The organism is Variimorphobacter sp. HTMS_6, from assembly GCF_059717775.1.
In genome coordinates this window covers 546,308-564,160 of sequence record NZ_AP046094.1, presented here as the reverse complement: position 1 = coordinate 564,160, position 17,853 = coordinate 546,308, and the positions used below count along the sequence as shown (strand labels likewise).

At 38.1% G+C, this 17,853-nt stretch carries 15 protein-coding genes; all 15 read right to left on the bottom strand.

What is annotated here, in order from left to right:
* Positions 1–170: 170 nt before the first annotated feature.
* The 15 genes from AC6IWN_RS02505 to AC6IWN_RS02435 all read right to left on the bottom strand — a co-directional run bounded on the left by AC6IWN_RS02505 (position 171) and on the right by AC6IWN_RS02435 (position 17,591).
* Entirely contained in the window at positions 171–1,307 is a 1,137-nt protein-coding gene (locus AC6IWN_RS02505; protein ID WP_497990741.1) for a BMP family lipoprotein, read from the bottom strand.
* A gap of 127 nt (positions 1,308–1,434) precedes the next feature.
* Positions 1,435–2,757, bottom strand: a complete 1,323-nt coding sequence (locus AC6IWN_RS02500; protein WP_497990739.1) for a pyrimidine-nucleoside phosphorylase — start codon at positions 2,755–2,757, stop codon at positions 1,435–1,437.
* A 25-nt stretch (positions 2,758–2,782) separates the two neighbouring features.
* Positions 2,783–3,964: a phosphopentomutase gene (locus tag AC6IWN_RS02495; RefSeq protein WP_497990737.1), complete on the bottom strand. Its 1,182-nt coding sequence runs from the start codon at positions 3,962–3,964 to the stop codon at positions 2,783–2,785.
* Positions 3,965–4,115: 151 nt separating this feature from the next.
* Positions 4,116–4,823 carry a purine-nucleoside phosphorylase gene (gene deoD, locus AC6IWN_RS02490; protein WP_497990735.1) on the bottom strand — a complete coding sequence of 236 codons (708 nt, stop codon included), beginning with the start codon at positions 4,821–4,823 and terminating at the stop codon, positions 4,116–4,118.
* Between the two features lie 112 nt (positions 4,824–4,935).
* Complete coding sequence (gene deoC, locus AC6IWN_RS02485; protein WP_497990733.1) at positions 4,936–5,601, bottom strand: deoxyribose-phosphate aldolase; 666 nt, start codon at positions 5,599–5,601, stop codon at positions 4,936–4,938.
* Between the two features lie 317 nt (positions 5,602–5,918).
* The gene (locus AC6IWN_RS02480; RefSeq protein WP_497990731.1) at positions 5,919–6,926 is read right to left on the bottom strand and encodes an ABC transporter ATP-binding protein; all 1,008 of its coding nucleotides are present in this window, start codon (positions 6,924–6,926) and stop codon (positions 5,919–5,921) included.
* A 24-nt stretch (positions 6,927–6,950) separates the two neighbouring features.
* On the bottom strand, positions 6,951–7,916 hold the full coding sequence (locus tag AC6IWN_RS02475; RefSeq protein ID WP_497990729.1) for an ABC transporter ATP-binding protein: 966 nt from the start codon (positions 7,914–7,916) through the stop codon (positions 6,951–6,953).
* Complete coding sequence (locus tag AC6IWN_RS02470; RefSeq protein ID WP_497990727.1) at positions 7,909–8,811, bottom strand: ABC transporter permease; 903 nt, start codon at positions 8,809–8,811, stop codon at positions 7,909–7,911. Before AC6IWN_RS02470 ends, AC6IWN_RS02475 begins: the two co-directional genes overlap by 8 nt.
* A 38-nt stretch (positions 8,812–8,849) precedes the next feature.
* Positions 8,850–9,800 carry an ABC transporter permease gene (locus tag AC6IWN_RS02465; RefSeq protein WP_497990725.1) on the bottom strand — a complete coding sequence of 317 codons (951 nt, stop codon included), beginning with the start codon at positions 9,798–9,800 and terminating at the stop codon, positions 8,850–8,852.
* 25 nt (positions 9,801–9,825) lie between these two features.
* On the bottom strand, positions 9,826–11,472 hold the full coding sequence (locus tag AC6IWN_RS02460; RefSeq protein WP_497990723.1) for an ABC transporter substrate-binding protein: 1,647 nt from the start codon (positions 11,470–11,472) through the stop codon (positions 9,826–9,828).
* A gap of 104 nt (positions 11,473–11,576) precedes the next feature.
* Positions 11,577–12,896, bottom strand: a complete 1,320-nt coding sequence (locus AC6IWN_RS02455) for a nitrogenase component 1 (protein ID WP_497990722.1) — start codon at positions 12,894–12,896, stop codon at positions 11,577–11,579.
* Complete coding sequence (locus AC6IWN_RS02450) at positions 12,889–14,361, bottom strand: nitrogenase component 1 (protein ID WP_497990721.1); 1,473 nt, start codon at positions 14,359–14,361, stop codon at positions 12,889–12,891. Before AC6IWN_RS02450 ends, AC6IWN_RS02455 begins: the two co-directional genes overlap by 8 nt.
* Before the next feature lie 325 nt (positions 14,362–14,686).
* The gene (locus AC6IWN_RS02445; RefSeq protein ID WP_497990719.1) at positions 14,687–16,150 is read right to left on the bottom strand and encodes a DEAD/DEAH box helicase; all 1,464 of its coding nucleotides are present in this window, start codon (positions 16,148–16,150) and stop codon (positions 14,687–14,689) included.
* A 144-nt stretch (positions 16,151–16,294) separates the two neighbouring features.
* Positions 16,295–17,077, bottom strand: coding sequence for a hypothetical protein (locus AC6IWN_RS02440; protein ID WP_497990717.1), 783 nt, complete (start codon positions 17,075–17,077; stop codon positions 16,295–16,297).
* Positions 17,067–17,591: a sigma-70 family RNA polymerase sigma factor gene (locus AC6IWN_RS02435; protein WP_497990715.1), complete on the bottom strand. Its 525-nt coding sequence runs from the start codon at positions 17,589–17,591 to the stop codon at positions 17,067–17,069. The genes AC6IWN_RS02440 and AC6IWN_RS02435 overlap by 11 nt, the downstream gene beginning before the upstream one ends.
* Positions 17,592–17,853 lie beyond the last annotated feature (262 nt).

Genomic DNA, 17,853 nt, shown 5'->3' with positions numbered 1-17,853 from the left:
TTTAAGCATAATAGGTACCGTATCGATTCGAGTAAATATGTTATCTATTATACTTAAAAAGTTCTTTTGTGTTTGTATAATAACTTTAATTGTAATTATGTGATACCAAAGGGAAAGAGAATTCCTTTCCCTTTGGATTATCCCATAATAAAGCTTTTTACTTACATGAATTATCTTGTAGTTACAGTAACCTTTACAAGAGAAAGACCTGCTTTAAGCTCATCTGCTGTAGCTACACCGTTCGCATCTTTAATCTTAAGCTCACGAACTAACTTCACAGAACCATCCTTTAAGGTAGCATAAACTGTATCATATGCAGCTTTATCAAATGTTTTGAATCTGTCGAATGCGTTACCCTTTGCATCACCAATTACTTCAGTAGGAAGACCTACACCTGCATTAGATGCATTGAATACTGTAGTTTTACCAGCATAAGTTGTCCAAGAATCACCTTTGTAGATGGATTCAAGAACGGAGATAACGGAAGCACCGAGTCCCTTCATAGCAGAAGTTACAACAGTTTCACTGTCATATCTCTGGTCTACGTCAACACCGATTACTTTTGCGCCAGATTCTTTTGCTGCAGCCATAACACTCTTACCTACAGAACCACCACATGCGAAGATAACTTCGGTACCTTCTTGGTACATTGTCTTAGAAAATGCTTTGTTTGTATCATTTTCTTCAAAGTTACCGGTATAGTGGTAAGTTACAGATACTGCACCATCACCAAGATTAAGCTCTTTTGCTGCAGCTTCAGCTCCCTGAAGGAAACCATAACCGTAAGCCTGTACCGCTGGAACTGCCATACCACCCATGAAACCAAGCTTTTTGTAACCATCTTTTACGGCAGCGTAACCAGCAAGGTAACCGGACTGCTCTTCTGCATACATAACGCTGGCTACATTGGACTCAGTTTTGTATTTGTAGTCAGTTGTATGAGGTGCACCGTCAAGAAGGATAAACTTAACATTAGGATACTTTGTCTGTGCCTGATATACAGGTACTTCAAAAAGGAAACCAGGTGTAACTACAACCTTAGCACCTGCTTTTACAGCGGAATCGATTGCAGCAAGATAACCTGCATCGGAAGCTTCCTCCGGCTTAAAGTACTTGTGGCTGATCTTATTCTCTTTCGCGAATTTTACAACGCCTTCCCAAGCTCCCTGGTTAAAGGACTTGTCATCAATGTTACCCTTATCGGTGATAAGTGCGATTTCACTGCCTGCGGAAGCAGGAGTTCCACAGCCTACAAGCACTGTAGCGACCATGGTTAGAGCCAGTAGTAAAGCTAAAAACTTCTTCATAAACAACCTCCCATTAAAATGTTTTATTTATTCTAGAATAGGCTTCCCTCAACATAATTGAATTTGGCCCATTACTATTCCTTATCTTGGTCCTTATTTATTATACCTTAGGACTCGTATATTTCAATTAGTAAACGGTAACTTCTTCTTTTTCTACCTTCGCATAAAGTAAAGGCTTGCTCTCAGGCTTAGATTCTGAGAAAGTCAATGCTCCCAGATATTGTTCTTCTGCACCACTGATAGCGAAGGATTTTTCGGTGTAGAACACCGCTAAAACATCTCCTACGTTTACATAATCTCCTGTTTTCTTCTTTAGCATGATTCCTGCCTTATAATCAATCGCACTTTCCTTGGTTTCTCTACCTGCACCAAGAATTACTGAGGAGATACCGATTGCTTCAGTATCCATTGATTCAATAAATCCGTCACAGGAAGCTTTTACCTCATGTATAACTTCTGAAGTTCCAAACAGAGAAGTGTCTCTTAAAACTGAACTGTCACCGCCCTGTGCTTTAACCATATCACATAGCTTTTCAAATGCGGAACCATTTGCAATAACTTCTTTCACCATCGCCATGCACTGCGCATAATCACCCTTATCCGCTAATACTAATAAATTAGCTGACAACTCTAAGCAACATTCGGTCAGATCCTCAGGGCCTACTCCCTTTAATGTATCAATTGCCTCAATCACCTCAAGTGAATTGCCAACTGCAAACCCAAGCGGAATATCCATATCTGTCACAAGGGCAGTACATCTTCTGCCTGCGCCCCACCCAATACCGACCATTACTTTTGCAAGATGAATGGATTCCTCCACCGATTTCATAAACGCTCCACTGCCTGTTTTCACGTCTAATAAAATGCAATCTGCTCCAGCTGCAAGCTTCTTGCTCATTATACTGGAAGCAATTAATGGGATACTATCCACCGTCGCTGTTACGTCTCTTAACGCGTAAAGCTTTTTATCCGCCGGTGCAAGATTACCGGTTTGTCCGACAACACTTAGTCCTGTCTTTTTCACTGTATCAATAAATTTCTCGCGTGGAATCGCTACATTAAAACCAGGAATTGATTCTAACTTATCTATCGTACCGCCGGTATGACCGAGTCCTCTTCCGGACATCTTCGCAACATGGACTCCGCAAGCAGCTACAATTGGCGCTACTACCAGTGTTGTTTTATCTCCTACCCCACCGGTACTGTGTTTGTCCACTTTGATTCCCTCTATCTCAGAGAGATCTATGGTATCACCGGAGTGTGCCATACATTCTGTGAGCGAAACCGTTTCCTTTTCCGTCATACCCTGAAAATATGCTGCCATTAAAAATGCGGACATCTGATAATCCGGTATTTCACCTTTTACAAACCCATCAATCGCAAATTTAATTTCTTCAGCGCTTAATTCTGAGCCATACTTCTTTTTAGCGATAATGTCATACATTCTCATATTGTCATAGTTCCTCTCTTTAGCCTTAAGTTAAATCAGTAGCAATAAATGGTACCATACTAGTACCGTTTACTTCTCCTTCTACCCCGAAGATATCCAGAATAGTAGCTGCAATGTCTCCAAAGCATGCTCTGGTTCCTAAATCAGCCGCCGGCTTGATTGCTTTGCCATATATCATCACAGGAACATATTCTCTGGAATGATCCGTACTCTCTGTGGAAGGATCGCATCCATGATCAGCTGTAATAATCAGAACATCCTCGTCACCCATCTTGTTTAAAAACTGTCCAAGGCGAATATCGTATTCAGTTAACGCATTTGCGTATCCCTCTACATCATTACGATGTCCGTAAACCATGTCAAAGTCTACGAGATTTGTAAAGCATAGTCCTTTAAAGTCCTTATCTAACATCTCTATGGTACGATTCATTCCATCCTCATTATTTTTCGTGGTATAGCTTTCTGTGACACCGCTACCGGAAAAGATATCACTGATCTTTCCGATTGCAATCACATCTAAACCGCCCTGTTTCAAATAATCTAACATTGTCCTTCTGGGTGGTGTGATGGAATAATCATGTCGGTTCGGAGTTCTCTTAAAGTCCGGATAGGTTCCTGTAAATGGTCTTGCAATCACCCTTCCCACACCGTGCTCTCCAATTAATAGTTCTCTCGCAATATGACAATATTCATATAATTTCTCAAGTGCCACTACATCCTCATGTGCTGCAATTTGAAATACACTGTCCGCTGACGTGTAAACAATCAGTGCTCCGGTCTCAACATGCTCTTTGCCGTAATCATCGATTACCTTGGTTCCTGAATAGGGTTTATTACAAATCACCTTTCTACCGGTTAATCTGGAGAATTCATTGATAATATCCTCTGGAAAACCTTCCGGATATGTCGGAAGTGGTTCCGGTGATACAACACCGGAAATTTCCCAATGACCGATTGTAGTATCCTTACCCTTTGACTGTTCCGTTAACCGAGCAAATGCTCCCATCGGACTTTCGCAAGGGGTTCCACTATTTACACCATTAATATTAAACAATCCCAGTTTCGCCATATTGGGTGTATGGAATTTCTCACTCCCTGCTACCGCTTGTAATGTATTACTACCCACGTCCCCATAATCTCCAGCATCCGGAAGATATCCGATACCAAAACTATCAAGGACAGTCAAAAATACTCGTTTTGTTTTCATCCTTACCACCATGCCTTTCATCAACATAGCAAGAAAACATCATAATTCATTCAGAATTTCTATGATGCTTTCCTTTAATCTGGTTTGTGCCTATATTAATAAAGCCACAAACTTACGTGTTAATATTGCTTTCTATCTTATAATTCCCCTCTTAAGCTATCTCAAGGGCAATTTCCATCATCTTTGTAAAGGTTAACTGTCTTTCTTCTGCAGTACATTCCTCTCCGCCTGTTAACGGACAATCTGAAATGGTACAGATACACAGTGCATTCTTACCGGCTCTTGCTGCGTTCATGTATAATGCAGCTGCTTCCATCTCTACTGCAAGAACATTCATCTTCTGCCACTCAGCCAAGCTTAATGCATCATCATAAAAGGTATCACTGGAGTAGATATTTCCTACCTTCGCCTCAAGACCGTGATTCTTGGCTGCTTCGTAAGCTTTCGTAACAAGCTCAAAAGATGCGATTGGAGCATAGGTTCCCGGTAATTTATATTGGTCCACATAATTGGAGTTCGTACATGCGCCTAAACCGATTACAATATCACGAAGCCTTAATTCCGGTGAAATTGCACCAGCACTTCCGATACGAATGATATTATCCACATCATAAAAATTAAATAATTCGTATGAGTAAATTCCGATGGATGGCATTCCCATACCACTCGCCATAACGGATACTTTTTTTCCTTTATATGTACCGGTATAGCCCTGCACTCCTCGAACATTATTCACTAATTTTGCATCCTCTAAATAGGTTTCTGCAATATACTTTGCTCTGAGCGGATCCCCCGGCATTAATACTGTTTTTGCGAAATCTTCCTTCGCTGCTGTGATATGAGGTGTAGGTATTGGCATAATATCTCTCCGTTCTATGTAATATTTTAATTCTTATATGAACATCTTTGTTATTTGTAGTTTTTTGTTCTAGTTATGTAATAATTTCTTTCACTGATATCTCGTAACCGAATTAATATCCAGTCACTTCATTATTCTTTACTATATTGATTATGGAGCTAGTTCCTAATCTGGAGGCTCCGATATTCATAAAGAGTTCCGCTGTTTCCAGGTTTTTAATTCCACCTGCTGCTTTGATTTTCACATCCTTGCCGACATTTGCTGCAAATAATCTTAAATCAGCTTCGTTTGCACCTCCTGTAGAAAAGCCGGTTGAGGTTTTAATAAAGTCAGCACCTGAGTTTGTGACGATTTCACACATCTTTATCTTCTCTTCCTCAGTAAGGAGACAGGTTTCAATGATAACCTTAAGAATTTTATCCCCACAGGCTACTTTGATACTTTTGATTTCACTCAACAACTCATCATAACGCTGGTTTTTCAAATCGCCCAAGTTAATGACCATATCAATTTCATCCGCTCCGTTTTCAATCGCGTTCTTTGTCTCGAATACCTTAACCGCGGTTGTGGAATATCCGTTCGGGAAACCGATAACGGTACAGATTGCAAGCTTATCTCCAACATACTCTTTCGCTCTTTTTACATAGGAAGGAGGAATGCAAACGGATGCTGTTTTATATTCCAATCCTTCATCACAAATTGTTTTAATCTGCTCCCAGGTTGAAGTTTGTAAAAGAAGTGTATGGTCAACTGCTTTAATGATCTGTTCTGTATTCATGGCGCATGTTCTCCTTAGCGTCTCTAATAGTATTTTTTAATATTAAAAAACATAACTTACTATTAATTATATACATGATTCACAAACATTCTTAAAGGACATATGTCCATTAAGGTTTATTATGGTAGTATGAAAGGATATTTTTTTACAATAATTCTTTCATTAAACATATTTTCCCACAACTTCGGGTATTTTTACACAAAAAATAGACTGTAGTTAAATAATCTTTCTTACTTATAATAGAGTGAGATTGCCACCATACTGTTTCGCAATATCACTCTATTATAAAAGAATTATTATCTACAACAGCCTAAAATCTATATACCTTCTTGATATATTCCGTAATCACTTTGCTCTTCCTGAGCGAAATGACACGCCACATAATGATTTTGATTCACTTTCTTTAATTCCAGAGATTTCACATCACAGATACCGCTCGTAAATTTTGGACATCTGGAGGAAAATCGACATTTGGAGTTCACTTCAAAGATATTAGGCACATCCTCAAATACATACTCCTCATCACGCACTTCATCCGGATTTTCTTTTGTTTTAGAATGAAGCAAAAGTTTTGTGTACGGATGCTTTGTATTATAAAACAGTTCTACTTTGTCCCCTATTTCTACAATTGCCCCAAGATACATAACAGCTACCCTATCGCATATATGTTCAACTACATTCAAATCATGGGATATAAATACAATGGTGAGATTTAGCTTATCCCTTAAATACAATAGTAGATTTAAAATATGTGCCTGAATTGATATATCCAGGGCAGATACTGCCTCATCAGCAATTAGCACCTCCGGATCTACAATCAATGCCCTGCAGATGGCAAATCGCTGTAATTGCCCTCCACTTAATTGATTTGGGTAATGATCTAGCATTGCATCAGGAAGACCCGAATATTGTAACAAGTTCTCAAGTTTCTTCTTTAGCACCTCGCTAGGAATTTTATTAAGCTTACCTACTTCATAAATTGATTTTCTTATCGTATATCTGGGATTAAAGGAAGCCAGTGGATTTTGGAAAATCATCTGAATCTTATCAAGATACCGCTTCTTCTTTTTATTACCCTCATCATTGATATCGACTCCATCCAGAATAATCTGGCCTTTTGCATTTGGTACCAGTCCTACAATACTCCTGCTCAGAGTAGTTTTACCACATCCACTTTCCCCAACGATTCCATATATCTCTTTTTTCCCTATTGCCAATGATACATGATCTACTGCTGTTACACTTAGTCCCTTCTCATTTTTTTGCTTATCTTTCTTACGAAATGATACCGTCACATCCTCCAACTTAAGAATCTTCTCCTCCATATCCTGCACCTCCTTCTACTCAGCCTAATCCATATGACAGCAAACGATATGTCCCTTACCTATTTCCTTAATAGGTGGCGCCTTTTGAAAGCATATCTCTTCTACATAGGTACACCTGGAGGCGTACGGACATCCTTCAATGTAATCGGTAATTTCAGGTGGACTTCCCGGTATTGAAAGAAGCTGTTCCTTTCTCTCTCCGGTTTTCAAGATATTTTTTATCAATGCCTGAGTATAAGGATGATGGCTTCTATGGAATATACTACTTACATCACCTGACTCTACAACCGTACCGGCATACATAACCGTTACTCTGTCACAAATTTCTGCCACGACTCCAAAATTGTGTGTGATACAAAGAATCGCCATTCCTGTTTCATCGCGAAGCTTCTTTAAAAGTGCTAATACTCTGGCCTGCATGGTAACATCCAGAGCTGTAGTCGCCTCATCTGCAATCAGAATTCCAGGATTGCAGGAAATCGCCAAAGCAATCATCGTTCGCTGCAGCATGCCTCCGCTGAATTCATATGGGTATTGATGTGCTCTTCTTTCTGCCGGAGTAACTCCAACTAACTCTAACAATTCGACTGTCTTCTTCCACGCCTCCTTACCTGATAACTTCAAATGCTCGCGGAGTGTTTCGGCTATCTGTTCACCACACGTATATAAATTATCAAAAGAAGTCATCGGATTCTGTGGTACATAAGCAATATGTCGCCCACGATATCCATTCATCAATTTTTCCTTAATCGATAACAGATTAATTTGATCTGATCCATATAGAATATTCCCCTTATATTCTATCTTTTTTTCTTCATGCAGTCGTAGAATTGATTTTGCAGTTACTGTCTTCCCACAGCCACTCTCTCCAACAATTCCATGAATCTCTCCCTGTTCCAGCGTAAGATTTACTCCTTTGACCGCTTTACCAATACCCTTTTCTGTCAACAAATCTACGTGAAGGTTTTCAATGTTCAAGATTTTACTCACTTAAGGACACCACCTTTACTTTCTTTGCTGATATCTTCTTCCACTTTGCAAAAGCAGTAAACTTTCGCTGCTTCGGATCAACATACGCAAGTATCTCCATACTTAATAAATTAAGTGATATCACTACAATGATAATACACACCCCCGGAATCACCGCCAGTAACGGTTGCATTGTAAGAAACTTTTGTCCGTCCGCTAACATAAACCCCCAATCGGACTGAGGTGGCTGTACACCGAGTCCCAAAAAGCTCAGTCCTGCCAAATCTAAGATAGCAAAGGCCAGATCCAGTGTAAGTTCTGCAAATATAGTACTTAAGCAATTCGGTAGGATATGTATAAATAGAATTCTTCTATCCGAAAATCCAAATACTTTGGCTGCCTCTACATAGGTTTTGTTTTTTTCCATCAGTGTTAGTGATCTGGTCAATCTAGATATCATTGGTATATAGATGATTCCCAACGCGATAATTGCCGGGACAATTCCTTTTCCAACTATCATCATTAATACAAATGCCAAAAGAATTGCAGGAAAAGACATGATAATACTCCATATCTTCATAGTAATCCAGTCTAATTTTCCACCATAATATCCGGTTGCTAACCCAAATGGAATACCAATAACAATTGAGATTCCTACTACCGTCAGACCACTTAATAATGTAGTTCGACCGCCATACAATAACCTAGAGAAAATGTCTCTTCCTGCCTTATCCGTTCCTAACAAATGTTGCAGCGAAAAGCTTTTTAAAACATTACCCAAATCCATTTTTTCCGGATCATAAGGTGCGATTAAAGGAGCTAGAATCGTAGCAAATATAATAATCAATAGAACGATAGAAGTGATGATAGTTGTAACACTAAACAGACTTCGATGTTGTTTAATAAAATTTTTCACACGAAACCTCCATGATACCTAATGTTGTAATTTTATTTTCACACTAATGCCTCTTGATGACGTATTCTTGGATCTATCAGTGCATATAAGGTATCTACAATCAGATTTGTTAATAAGAATACCACCACCACAATCAATGTTACTCCTTGCACTACTGTTGCGTCCCCAACTAGGATGCATTGTATCAGCAATCGCCCAAGTCCTGGTAAAGAAAACAAATTTTCCACCATTACACTACCGACAATCAGTGCTCCAAATTGAATTCCCGATATTGTAATAACCGGTATTATTCCGTTTTTAAGCGCATGCTTAAATATAATTTTTCTTCTGCTTAACCCCTTCGCTTTTAGCGTTAAGATATAGTCCGAATTCAACTGATCAATCATACTGCTTCTGGTGATTTTTGTTATCAATGCTATCTGCTGAAAGCATAATACAAAGACGGCAGGCGCAAGCCTCTGTACATACTCTCCAAAATCATTATAGCTTCCGGTAAATGCATAATTCGGTAAAAATTTTGCAAGACCGAATATAATTAATATGCCAGAAAAAAATACCGGTGTTGAAAAAAACAGTAATGTGATTATCGTGATAATCTTATCTACAACCGTATTCTGTTTCACAGCCGCCAATATTCCTAGAAGAATTGCTGATATCTGTGCAGTGATAAAACTGAATAGTACAAGACCAACGGTAACTGGAAGACTTTCTTTAATCAAAGATAAAACCTCGGTCTTATATTTGATACTTACGCCAAAATTCCCAGTTAACACATTTTTCAGCCAATAAAAATATTGAATGATCACTGGCTGATCCAATCCGTACTTTTGCATTTTATTATCCAGTATCTCCTGGGAGATGCGTCCCCCTCCCAGAGTAGCTAATACTGGATTCAAGCCCGATGCTTTAATCATTGCAAAGATAAGTATAGTGGCTACTAACAGAACAGGAATTAATTGCAATATTTTTTTAATAATATATCGTAACATTCTATTCCTTTCCACATTTCTGCTCTTATTTTGCCAACTTAAAATCTTTAAAGAATTGATTGTATAATACGCTGCTTGAGAAGGAATAATCTACTCTCTTGCTTGTCGCAAATATCGAATTCGGATTATAAACTGGGATATATGGAATATCCTCAGATATAATATCCAATGCTTTTTGTAAAGCAACAGCTCTATCCGCTGAAGTTTTTGCTACAGCCTGATCCTTAATCAGTTGATCAAACGCAGAATTTTTATATTCCGCCCAGTTTGAACCACCGGCAACGATATTAGCAGAATCATACATAGGAACAATCGTACCTGTTGAATCCGGGTAATCAGATCCCCATACTGTAAGTAATAAATTGTAATCGCGTGTTTTTGAACCACCATATCGTAAAATATTCAATTGTGACCAAGGCTGAGCAATTAACTCAACATTGATATTCAATGCTGCTAAATTTTGCTTAATCGCAAGTGCTACCGTCTCCTGAACGGAATTATCTGCTTCATAAACCAGCGAAGTATCAAATCCCTTGGCAACTGAGGTTTTTGCCAGATACTCCTTTGCTTTTTCTACATTGTAGTCATATGTTGTTACACCTGAGAAATACTTATCCCAGGATGCTTTATTATCTTTATCTGCTGCCTGAATAGAAGCATTGAACGGTAATGCAGAGGGTAAGGCTGCATAGCCTTTGAAGATACTGTCAACAATGGTTTTCTTATCAATAGCGTAGGCTATGGCTTTTCTTAAATTTACATCATCAAAGGGCTTTCTCGATGTATTAAAGGATACAAAATATGAAACAAAGGTATCCACCTGCTGAACTTTTACATTGTTATCCTTCGTTAACGTTTCAATTGAATCTACCGGAGGCCAGGATACTACATCCACCTGCCCTGATTTTAATGCTTCATTTCTAACTGTTGCATCCGGAATAATCTTAAATACTAATTTTGTAAAATCTAACGTAGTATTTTTATCCCAATACTTTTCATTTTTTGTTAAAACAATTTCATTTCCTGCTGACCAGTCGGAAAGCACATAAGGTCCAGTTCCAACGATTCCACCCTTTGCAGTTCCAAAATCATCCTTATGTTTCTCATAATATGCTTTGCTAATTACAAGACCCGCTGAAGTAGCTAAGGTATCCTGCCATACAGGATCAGGATTTTTTAATTTTACAGTAACTTCCCAGTCTCCTGTCTTTTTAATGCTATCTACATTGGCAAACATCCAACCAAGCTCAGATGGATTCGAGGTATCTCTATGACGTTCTAACGAAAAGATTACATCATCTACTTTGAGTGGTGTGCCATCCGAGAATGTTACATCATCCCTAATTTGATATACATAAGTGGTAGGATCCGATTGTTTATAGCTTTTTACAAGCAATGGCTTTACAACTCCATCGTGATCATAATAAAATAATCCCTCTGAAATACTATCCAATACGGAATCGATCTCATGTCCATAACCATGGATTGGGTCCAATGCTTCAAAGGAAGTACTTAAGGCAACTGTCAATGTGTGTTCATCCTTTGTTCCTTTTGTATTCGTACTTTCAGTACTAGTACTTTTACTATCAGAACTCTTTGAATTTGAGCATCCGCTGAAAATTCCCGCGATTAATACTAATACTAAAATAACTGATATCAATTTCTTTTTCATACTCATTTCTCCTTTTTCTTCTTTTTATTATCATTCACTCAAACTTTCTTATATCGGCAATTGCCAAACCACACTATTCTTTGTATTCAATCATAGATGTTACCCTATACCCGATAAGTGTTTAAAACCCCATTGTAAATTTCCTCAATAATATGGAGACCACCATTATATCCAACATAAGGGCTGTTCAACACCAATTTATAGGTCAAAGGCACTCCAACAATGAGGAAATCCGCGTTTATTTCCTTTGCATAATTGCTTTCCCATGCGGTTCCGAGAATAATCACTCTTGATCTCTTATCATCATCTTTGATTTTCTCTAATACTTTTCCTCCGTCAATTTCAAATTCTGCTTCCACGGACCGGTATGCGGATATGTTTCGAAACTCTTCTAATATCCCTTCCCGATATTCTTCAGGTGTATTATCCGTAATAAATATTTTCCCAGGCAAAATCCCCAGTTCATTCAGCAGGAATTTGGATAAACCTATGGTATATGAAGCATCCAGAGTAATGTAATACTTTCTTGGTAATCCATATTTAAACTCAAGAATAAAGTCTGCTACCTTTTCCATATGAGCATAAAAACGATCTTCCTCTCTCTTAATAAAACCATAAACTTTGTCGCGATCAAGCTCCCCGAATTCCACCACCTTCCTCAAGAAATCGGTTGTCTGTTCTCCTCCTATCGGGAAGTAAGGAAAATGCAGATAAGGAGTTTTATATTTTTCCTCTAGATGTTTTGCAATATCCAATCCCGGCCAAGAGCTGACAACGATATTGAATTCAGCTTTTGGTATGGTTTTCCATTCCTCCACCCCATCCGATTGTTCGCCAAATAGGATATTCGCTTTTAATTCAATCCCCTCCAAGATTCTCTTTAATTCTTCCAAATTTCCTTCCCAATGTGGATCCTGATCCGGTACGGAAGCAAATACGTTAACCAGTCCTGTTATCTTTTCCTCCCCATCGAAAAATTTATCTACATATTGGTCGATAATTGCATTTACAATCACACTGTGACTTACATAGTTATTACTTTTAAAACCACCGGTTTCAGCGAACACAATTGGAACCTCATCTTCCTGATATTTCTTTACTATGGTACCAACATCATCCCCAATGATGTCTGATGTACACCCGGTCAAAACTACAAAGATATCCCCATCTAATACCTTAAGTGTGGATTGTATGAGTCGATCTAATTTATTCTCACCACCGAACACAACATCCTCACTACTTGCGTTCGTACACGGTATGGTATTTCCACCGGCATAACCTTGCCCTCTACCCAAAAATCCTGAGATTTTCACACTGCAACCAGGCCCACCATGAACAATTGGTATTCCTTTTCGGATTGCGACTACTGACTGCTGTGCTCCTAGCGCACAACTGTATTTGGGATTTTGAATAAAATCAGACATTTACTTGACCTCCTAAGAATGTATCCGGTTGCTGCTCTAACCACCACTTACTGTAGGGCATACGTGCATGCTTTTTTAAATTTTTCGTAAACTCGATAGAATCCAACGTATCTAAAATTTTTTCAGCATAATTAATGATTCCTTGATATCCGAATGCGAATTGTTCATCGTCCATAATGAACGTCGGGATTCCTAACTTTGCCCCCCATACTACAATTCCAGGATGTCTTGCAATTAAGATGTCTATATCCAATCTATTTAAGATATTTACGATTTCAAAAGTTTGCTTATTACATACGTGATACTTGGGAATATCCTCATAAAGATCAATTGTATTCGCTAATGCATCCGACTTATTATCTTGATTATCATAAAAGGCATCATGATGATAAATAGAAGCACCTTGTAATTCCATTCCAAGATCATTTAACAAGGCGATCAACGCATGACCAAATGCTGCACCTGCAGAAACATAAACTTTTTTTCCCTGCAATTTGCTTCGATATTCTTTTAGCTTTGGTTCAATCTCTTCATGCCTTCTCTGAATGATTGTTTCAATCTCATGCTCCCTATTAAGCACCCGTCCAAGTTCTCTCATCCAAAGATCAGTTCCTTTGACACCATATGCCGGGGCGAATTTTATCTCTGGAACACCATATAATTGCTCCAATGCCGCTCCAAGATACGAACCAAGTGTTGCACATACCTGAATCGATGCGGCTGCCTCCGATATATACGTAAGCTCCTCACATTTTGAATACGGAACCACATACTGTGCTTCATATCCCAGTTCTTTAAGAAGATCATCAAATATGTGACTTCCCCAAAAATTAATAATATTTACCTTATTCGTCTTTTGACGTGGTGGCTTAATAATTCCCCTCAATACAGAGTGGTATGCTGCATCAAAGCCCGTCGTCCAAAGCTTTGATTTAAATCCCTCACAAAAGCAAGCAGTAACAGGAATCCCAAACTCTTCCTCTAATTCATTGGTAACTGATTCCACATCATCACCAATAATACCGGAGACACAGGAGGTTGTTACAAAGATTGCTTTCGGATGAGCCCTCTCATATACCTTTCGAATCGTATCACTTAACTTTTCCAGCCCACCGAATATAGTGTCACTCTCCGTCAGATTTGTATTATAGAAATTCTGCACATAGTCATGAATACCGTAATCTTGTAATCCGACTCTATTAATAAAATCAAAGCTCGGAAAATCTCCCGCACAACCAACTGGAGCATAGTTAATAACTGCGGCATCTCTGATTCCGGACAACTGACAAAATGCATTGCCTGAGCTACAACCAATACACTGACTAAATCCTCTTGACCTATCCTTCAGACATCCCGATCTAGCTGAGTTAACTAAGTCCGTTGCCGATCCCTCATACCCAGTGATTGATCCTAATCTTCGCTCTCGAATTTCAACTTCGGGCTGATTAATATTAATCTTACTCATTTTCTCGTCCTTCCTTCATTTCATACATTTTCTACTATGGGCTTAAACATTAACCAATAATATATCTACGTAATTCCCACCAATATTCACCAATATAGAACAAAAAAGAGGTCTTAACCGCAGAACTTCTGCTGATTAAAACCTCTAGTTGACTAGTCAATCTTTAATGCCATAGTTATTATATATGTATAATATGTTTATGAGTTTATTCTGTTATTACATATTTGTCAAGTATATTTTATATGTTTTTTTAATAATTATGAATTTTAATGAAAAGACATCCTCCAAATACAAATTACAATATAAAATATTTACAATGAAAATCTTACTTCTTCTTCGCCACAGCCACCTTTAGCTGTTTTCCACAGATGGTTGTATGTTGCATCGCTTTTAACACAATCTGACCTTTCCCATTCAGTATATCTACGTATGTGAGTGTATCAGAAATCGTTATAATCCCGATATCATCCGCACTTACCCCATCAATATTCGAGATTGCGCCTACAAAATTAGTTGCCCTAAGTTTTTTCTTCTTTCCACCGTTAAAGTAGAGGGTAGCAATATTTCGATCTAATTGTTCCGATTTTTCTTTCTTTCGTACCGGCTTTTTTAAAGATTTTGCATTAAACTCGTTTTGACATTGATTTACGATTTCTTTACTCGGTTTACTTAACATAGGAATCTCAAAGCCGATATATTCCGTTATCATCTCCATATATCGCTCTTCACGTGAGGTTACAAAAGTAATCGCTCTTCCATTTGCTCCGGCTCTGCCCGTCCTTCCAATACGATGAACATAAGTTTCTTTCTTCAATGGTACATCATAGTTTATGACCAAGGATATGTTCTCAATGTCAATTCCTCTTGCTGCCACATCCGTTGCAATCAAGTAACGATATGCTCCACTCTTAAATGCTTTCATCGTTTTTAGACGATCTTCCTGCTCCATCCCACCATGAATCTTATTACACGGATAGCCCAAACTTTGTAGTTTTTTATGAACTTCCTCCACGCCTTCCTTCGTGCTGCAAAAGACAATGCAGCTATCCGGATTTTCTATGATTGTCACATCCACCAAGACAGAAAGTTTCTCCTCCGCATCAACTTGATAACGTGCATGTTCGATATGCTCTACTGTTATCTCTTCGCGATTTGTCTCAATTTCTACCGGAGCCTTCATAAATGCACTTGCTAATTTCTTTATTCTATAAGGCAGTGTGGCGGAGAATAGCATATTGATACGGCTTTCCGGCACATGCTTTAGAATTGCATCCACCTGATCGATAAAACCCATATTCAGCATCTCATCCGCTTCGTCAATCACCAAGTACCGAATGGACTGTAAGTTCAATGTCCCTCTTTCTAGGTGATCCAACACACGTCCAGGTGTTCCAACGACCACATGATTTTTCTGCTTTAACTCTAGTTTTTGAGCCGAAAAAGAATGCCTGCCATATACTGCAATCGCCTTGATTCTCTTATATCTGCCTATGTTCGTAAAATCTTCCTTCACCTGTACTGCCAGTTCTCTCGTTGGGGTCAGAACTAAGGCCTGTGGCTTATTCTCTAGCCAATCCACTTGCTCACAGATTGGTATTGCATATGCCGCGGTCTTACCGCTTCCAGTCTGTGACTTCACGATAACATCCTTATCTTCTAGGACATACGGGATTACTCCCTGTTGTACCGGTGTCGGCTCCTTGTACCCCAATTTATCGATTGCATTCTTTATCTCATCGCTTAATTTATATAATTGAAAACCTTGATTATTCATTTGTTCCTCATCCATTCCATATACTCTTTTATTCGCTTTGAAGTATTATCATAACATAGATAGGACGGAATGTCTTGAGAATCATTTGCAAAGCCTCATTCCATAATTATACTTTGACAATTAATATATTCAAACAAGCAAGATATTACAATTACTCTCTTAATACACAAAGGAATCGATGATAGTCTTCATATCCTCAACATTTACCTCAGTAGAAACAATCTGATAGACGATATCACCGGCTCTGAAAAAGGCTTTGCTTTTATAAGGTTTTGATCTTATAAAATACGCTTTTATACCACTCTTCGCTTCATAGGTAAAATCATATCTTTCACCAGTTCCATTGCCATACCCTATCGATGATTCATTTCCCCCCTCTAGCGCAAATACACTATCTATACCAAGCATTTGATTCTTATAATCAAATGAACCATTTAGTTTACCGAACTTATGCTTGGGGATAAATATAACAAATACTCCTCCACCCACACCACTTTCAACTGTTAAGAGATCGCTCGATATCATGCTGATTCCGGTTTCCTTTTTTAATTCAACCGTATTTTGATAAGTCTTTGAATAAGATACATCACCATTTCCAAAATCATCCACTTTGACATCCTTCCGCTTCATAAAGGATTCTAAATTCAATTTGTAAGGTGTTAGTTCTCCAAGTTCCGCTCGTTTCCAACCCAAATCAATCTCATAAGTTTTGAGAACTGAGGTAGCAAAAACACGCAGGTTATTTATATTATAAAAACCGAGAATACATAATAAGGCTAAGCAAACTAAAACCAAATTTCTTTTTTGACATCGTATTTTCCTACCCTTTTGTTGGGAAGTTAATTGTTCCTCAAACGATTGGCTAGAGATCACACAATCGACGGCTTTTTGCGGGACGACCACTTGATCCATGGATGATTTATAGACATCACTAAACTTCATAATCAAATCCTCCCTTTTCTAGCTTTCGCTTTAATAATTCCCTTGCCCTGGATAATCTGGTACATACTGTATTCTGATTCAACGCTAATAGTTCACTTATTTCCTTAATACCTAACTCTTCATAGTAATAAAGATGTATAAGCGTGCGATACTTGTCCGATAAATCCATTACAATTTTTTTGACATGATCAAAATCATCTACCAGATTCTCTTCATATGTTCCGCTCAGTTTATAGTCATAGACAACACGTCTATTCCATGCAGATTTCCATAAATCCTTACAGCAATTTAAAGTCGTTTTAATCATCCATGCCTTTTCATGCTCTTGACTCTCCAGTCTATTACTTAATTTCATGAATTTAATAAATACTTCTTGAAAGATATCCTCAGCCTTCTCCTTATTCTTGGTTTTTATCCACGCTAAACGATATACCATATTACCATACTCCCCAAACATGTATTCCACTTCAAAGTTACTATAGATTCTGTTTTGCTCCACCACGCAATTATTCATAATATAATCGATGTCCACCAACCCCTTTCATCAATAATACGATGTTGATTCCATTTATCTTTCATTTTTATTATAATTTATTTATAAAGTTGAATGCAAAATTAATTTCCGGTATGTGACTCAATTAAAATATTACAAAACCAATTCCTGGTTCTAGAAACTCACTAAGTTAATTATAAGAATGATTTTCAGCATATTTGTTTCTCTGATTTTTGACTATAGTAAAACCGACTAATGAACATATATTAAAGCTATCATGCCA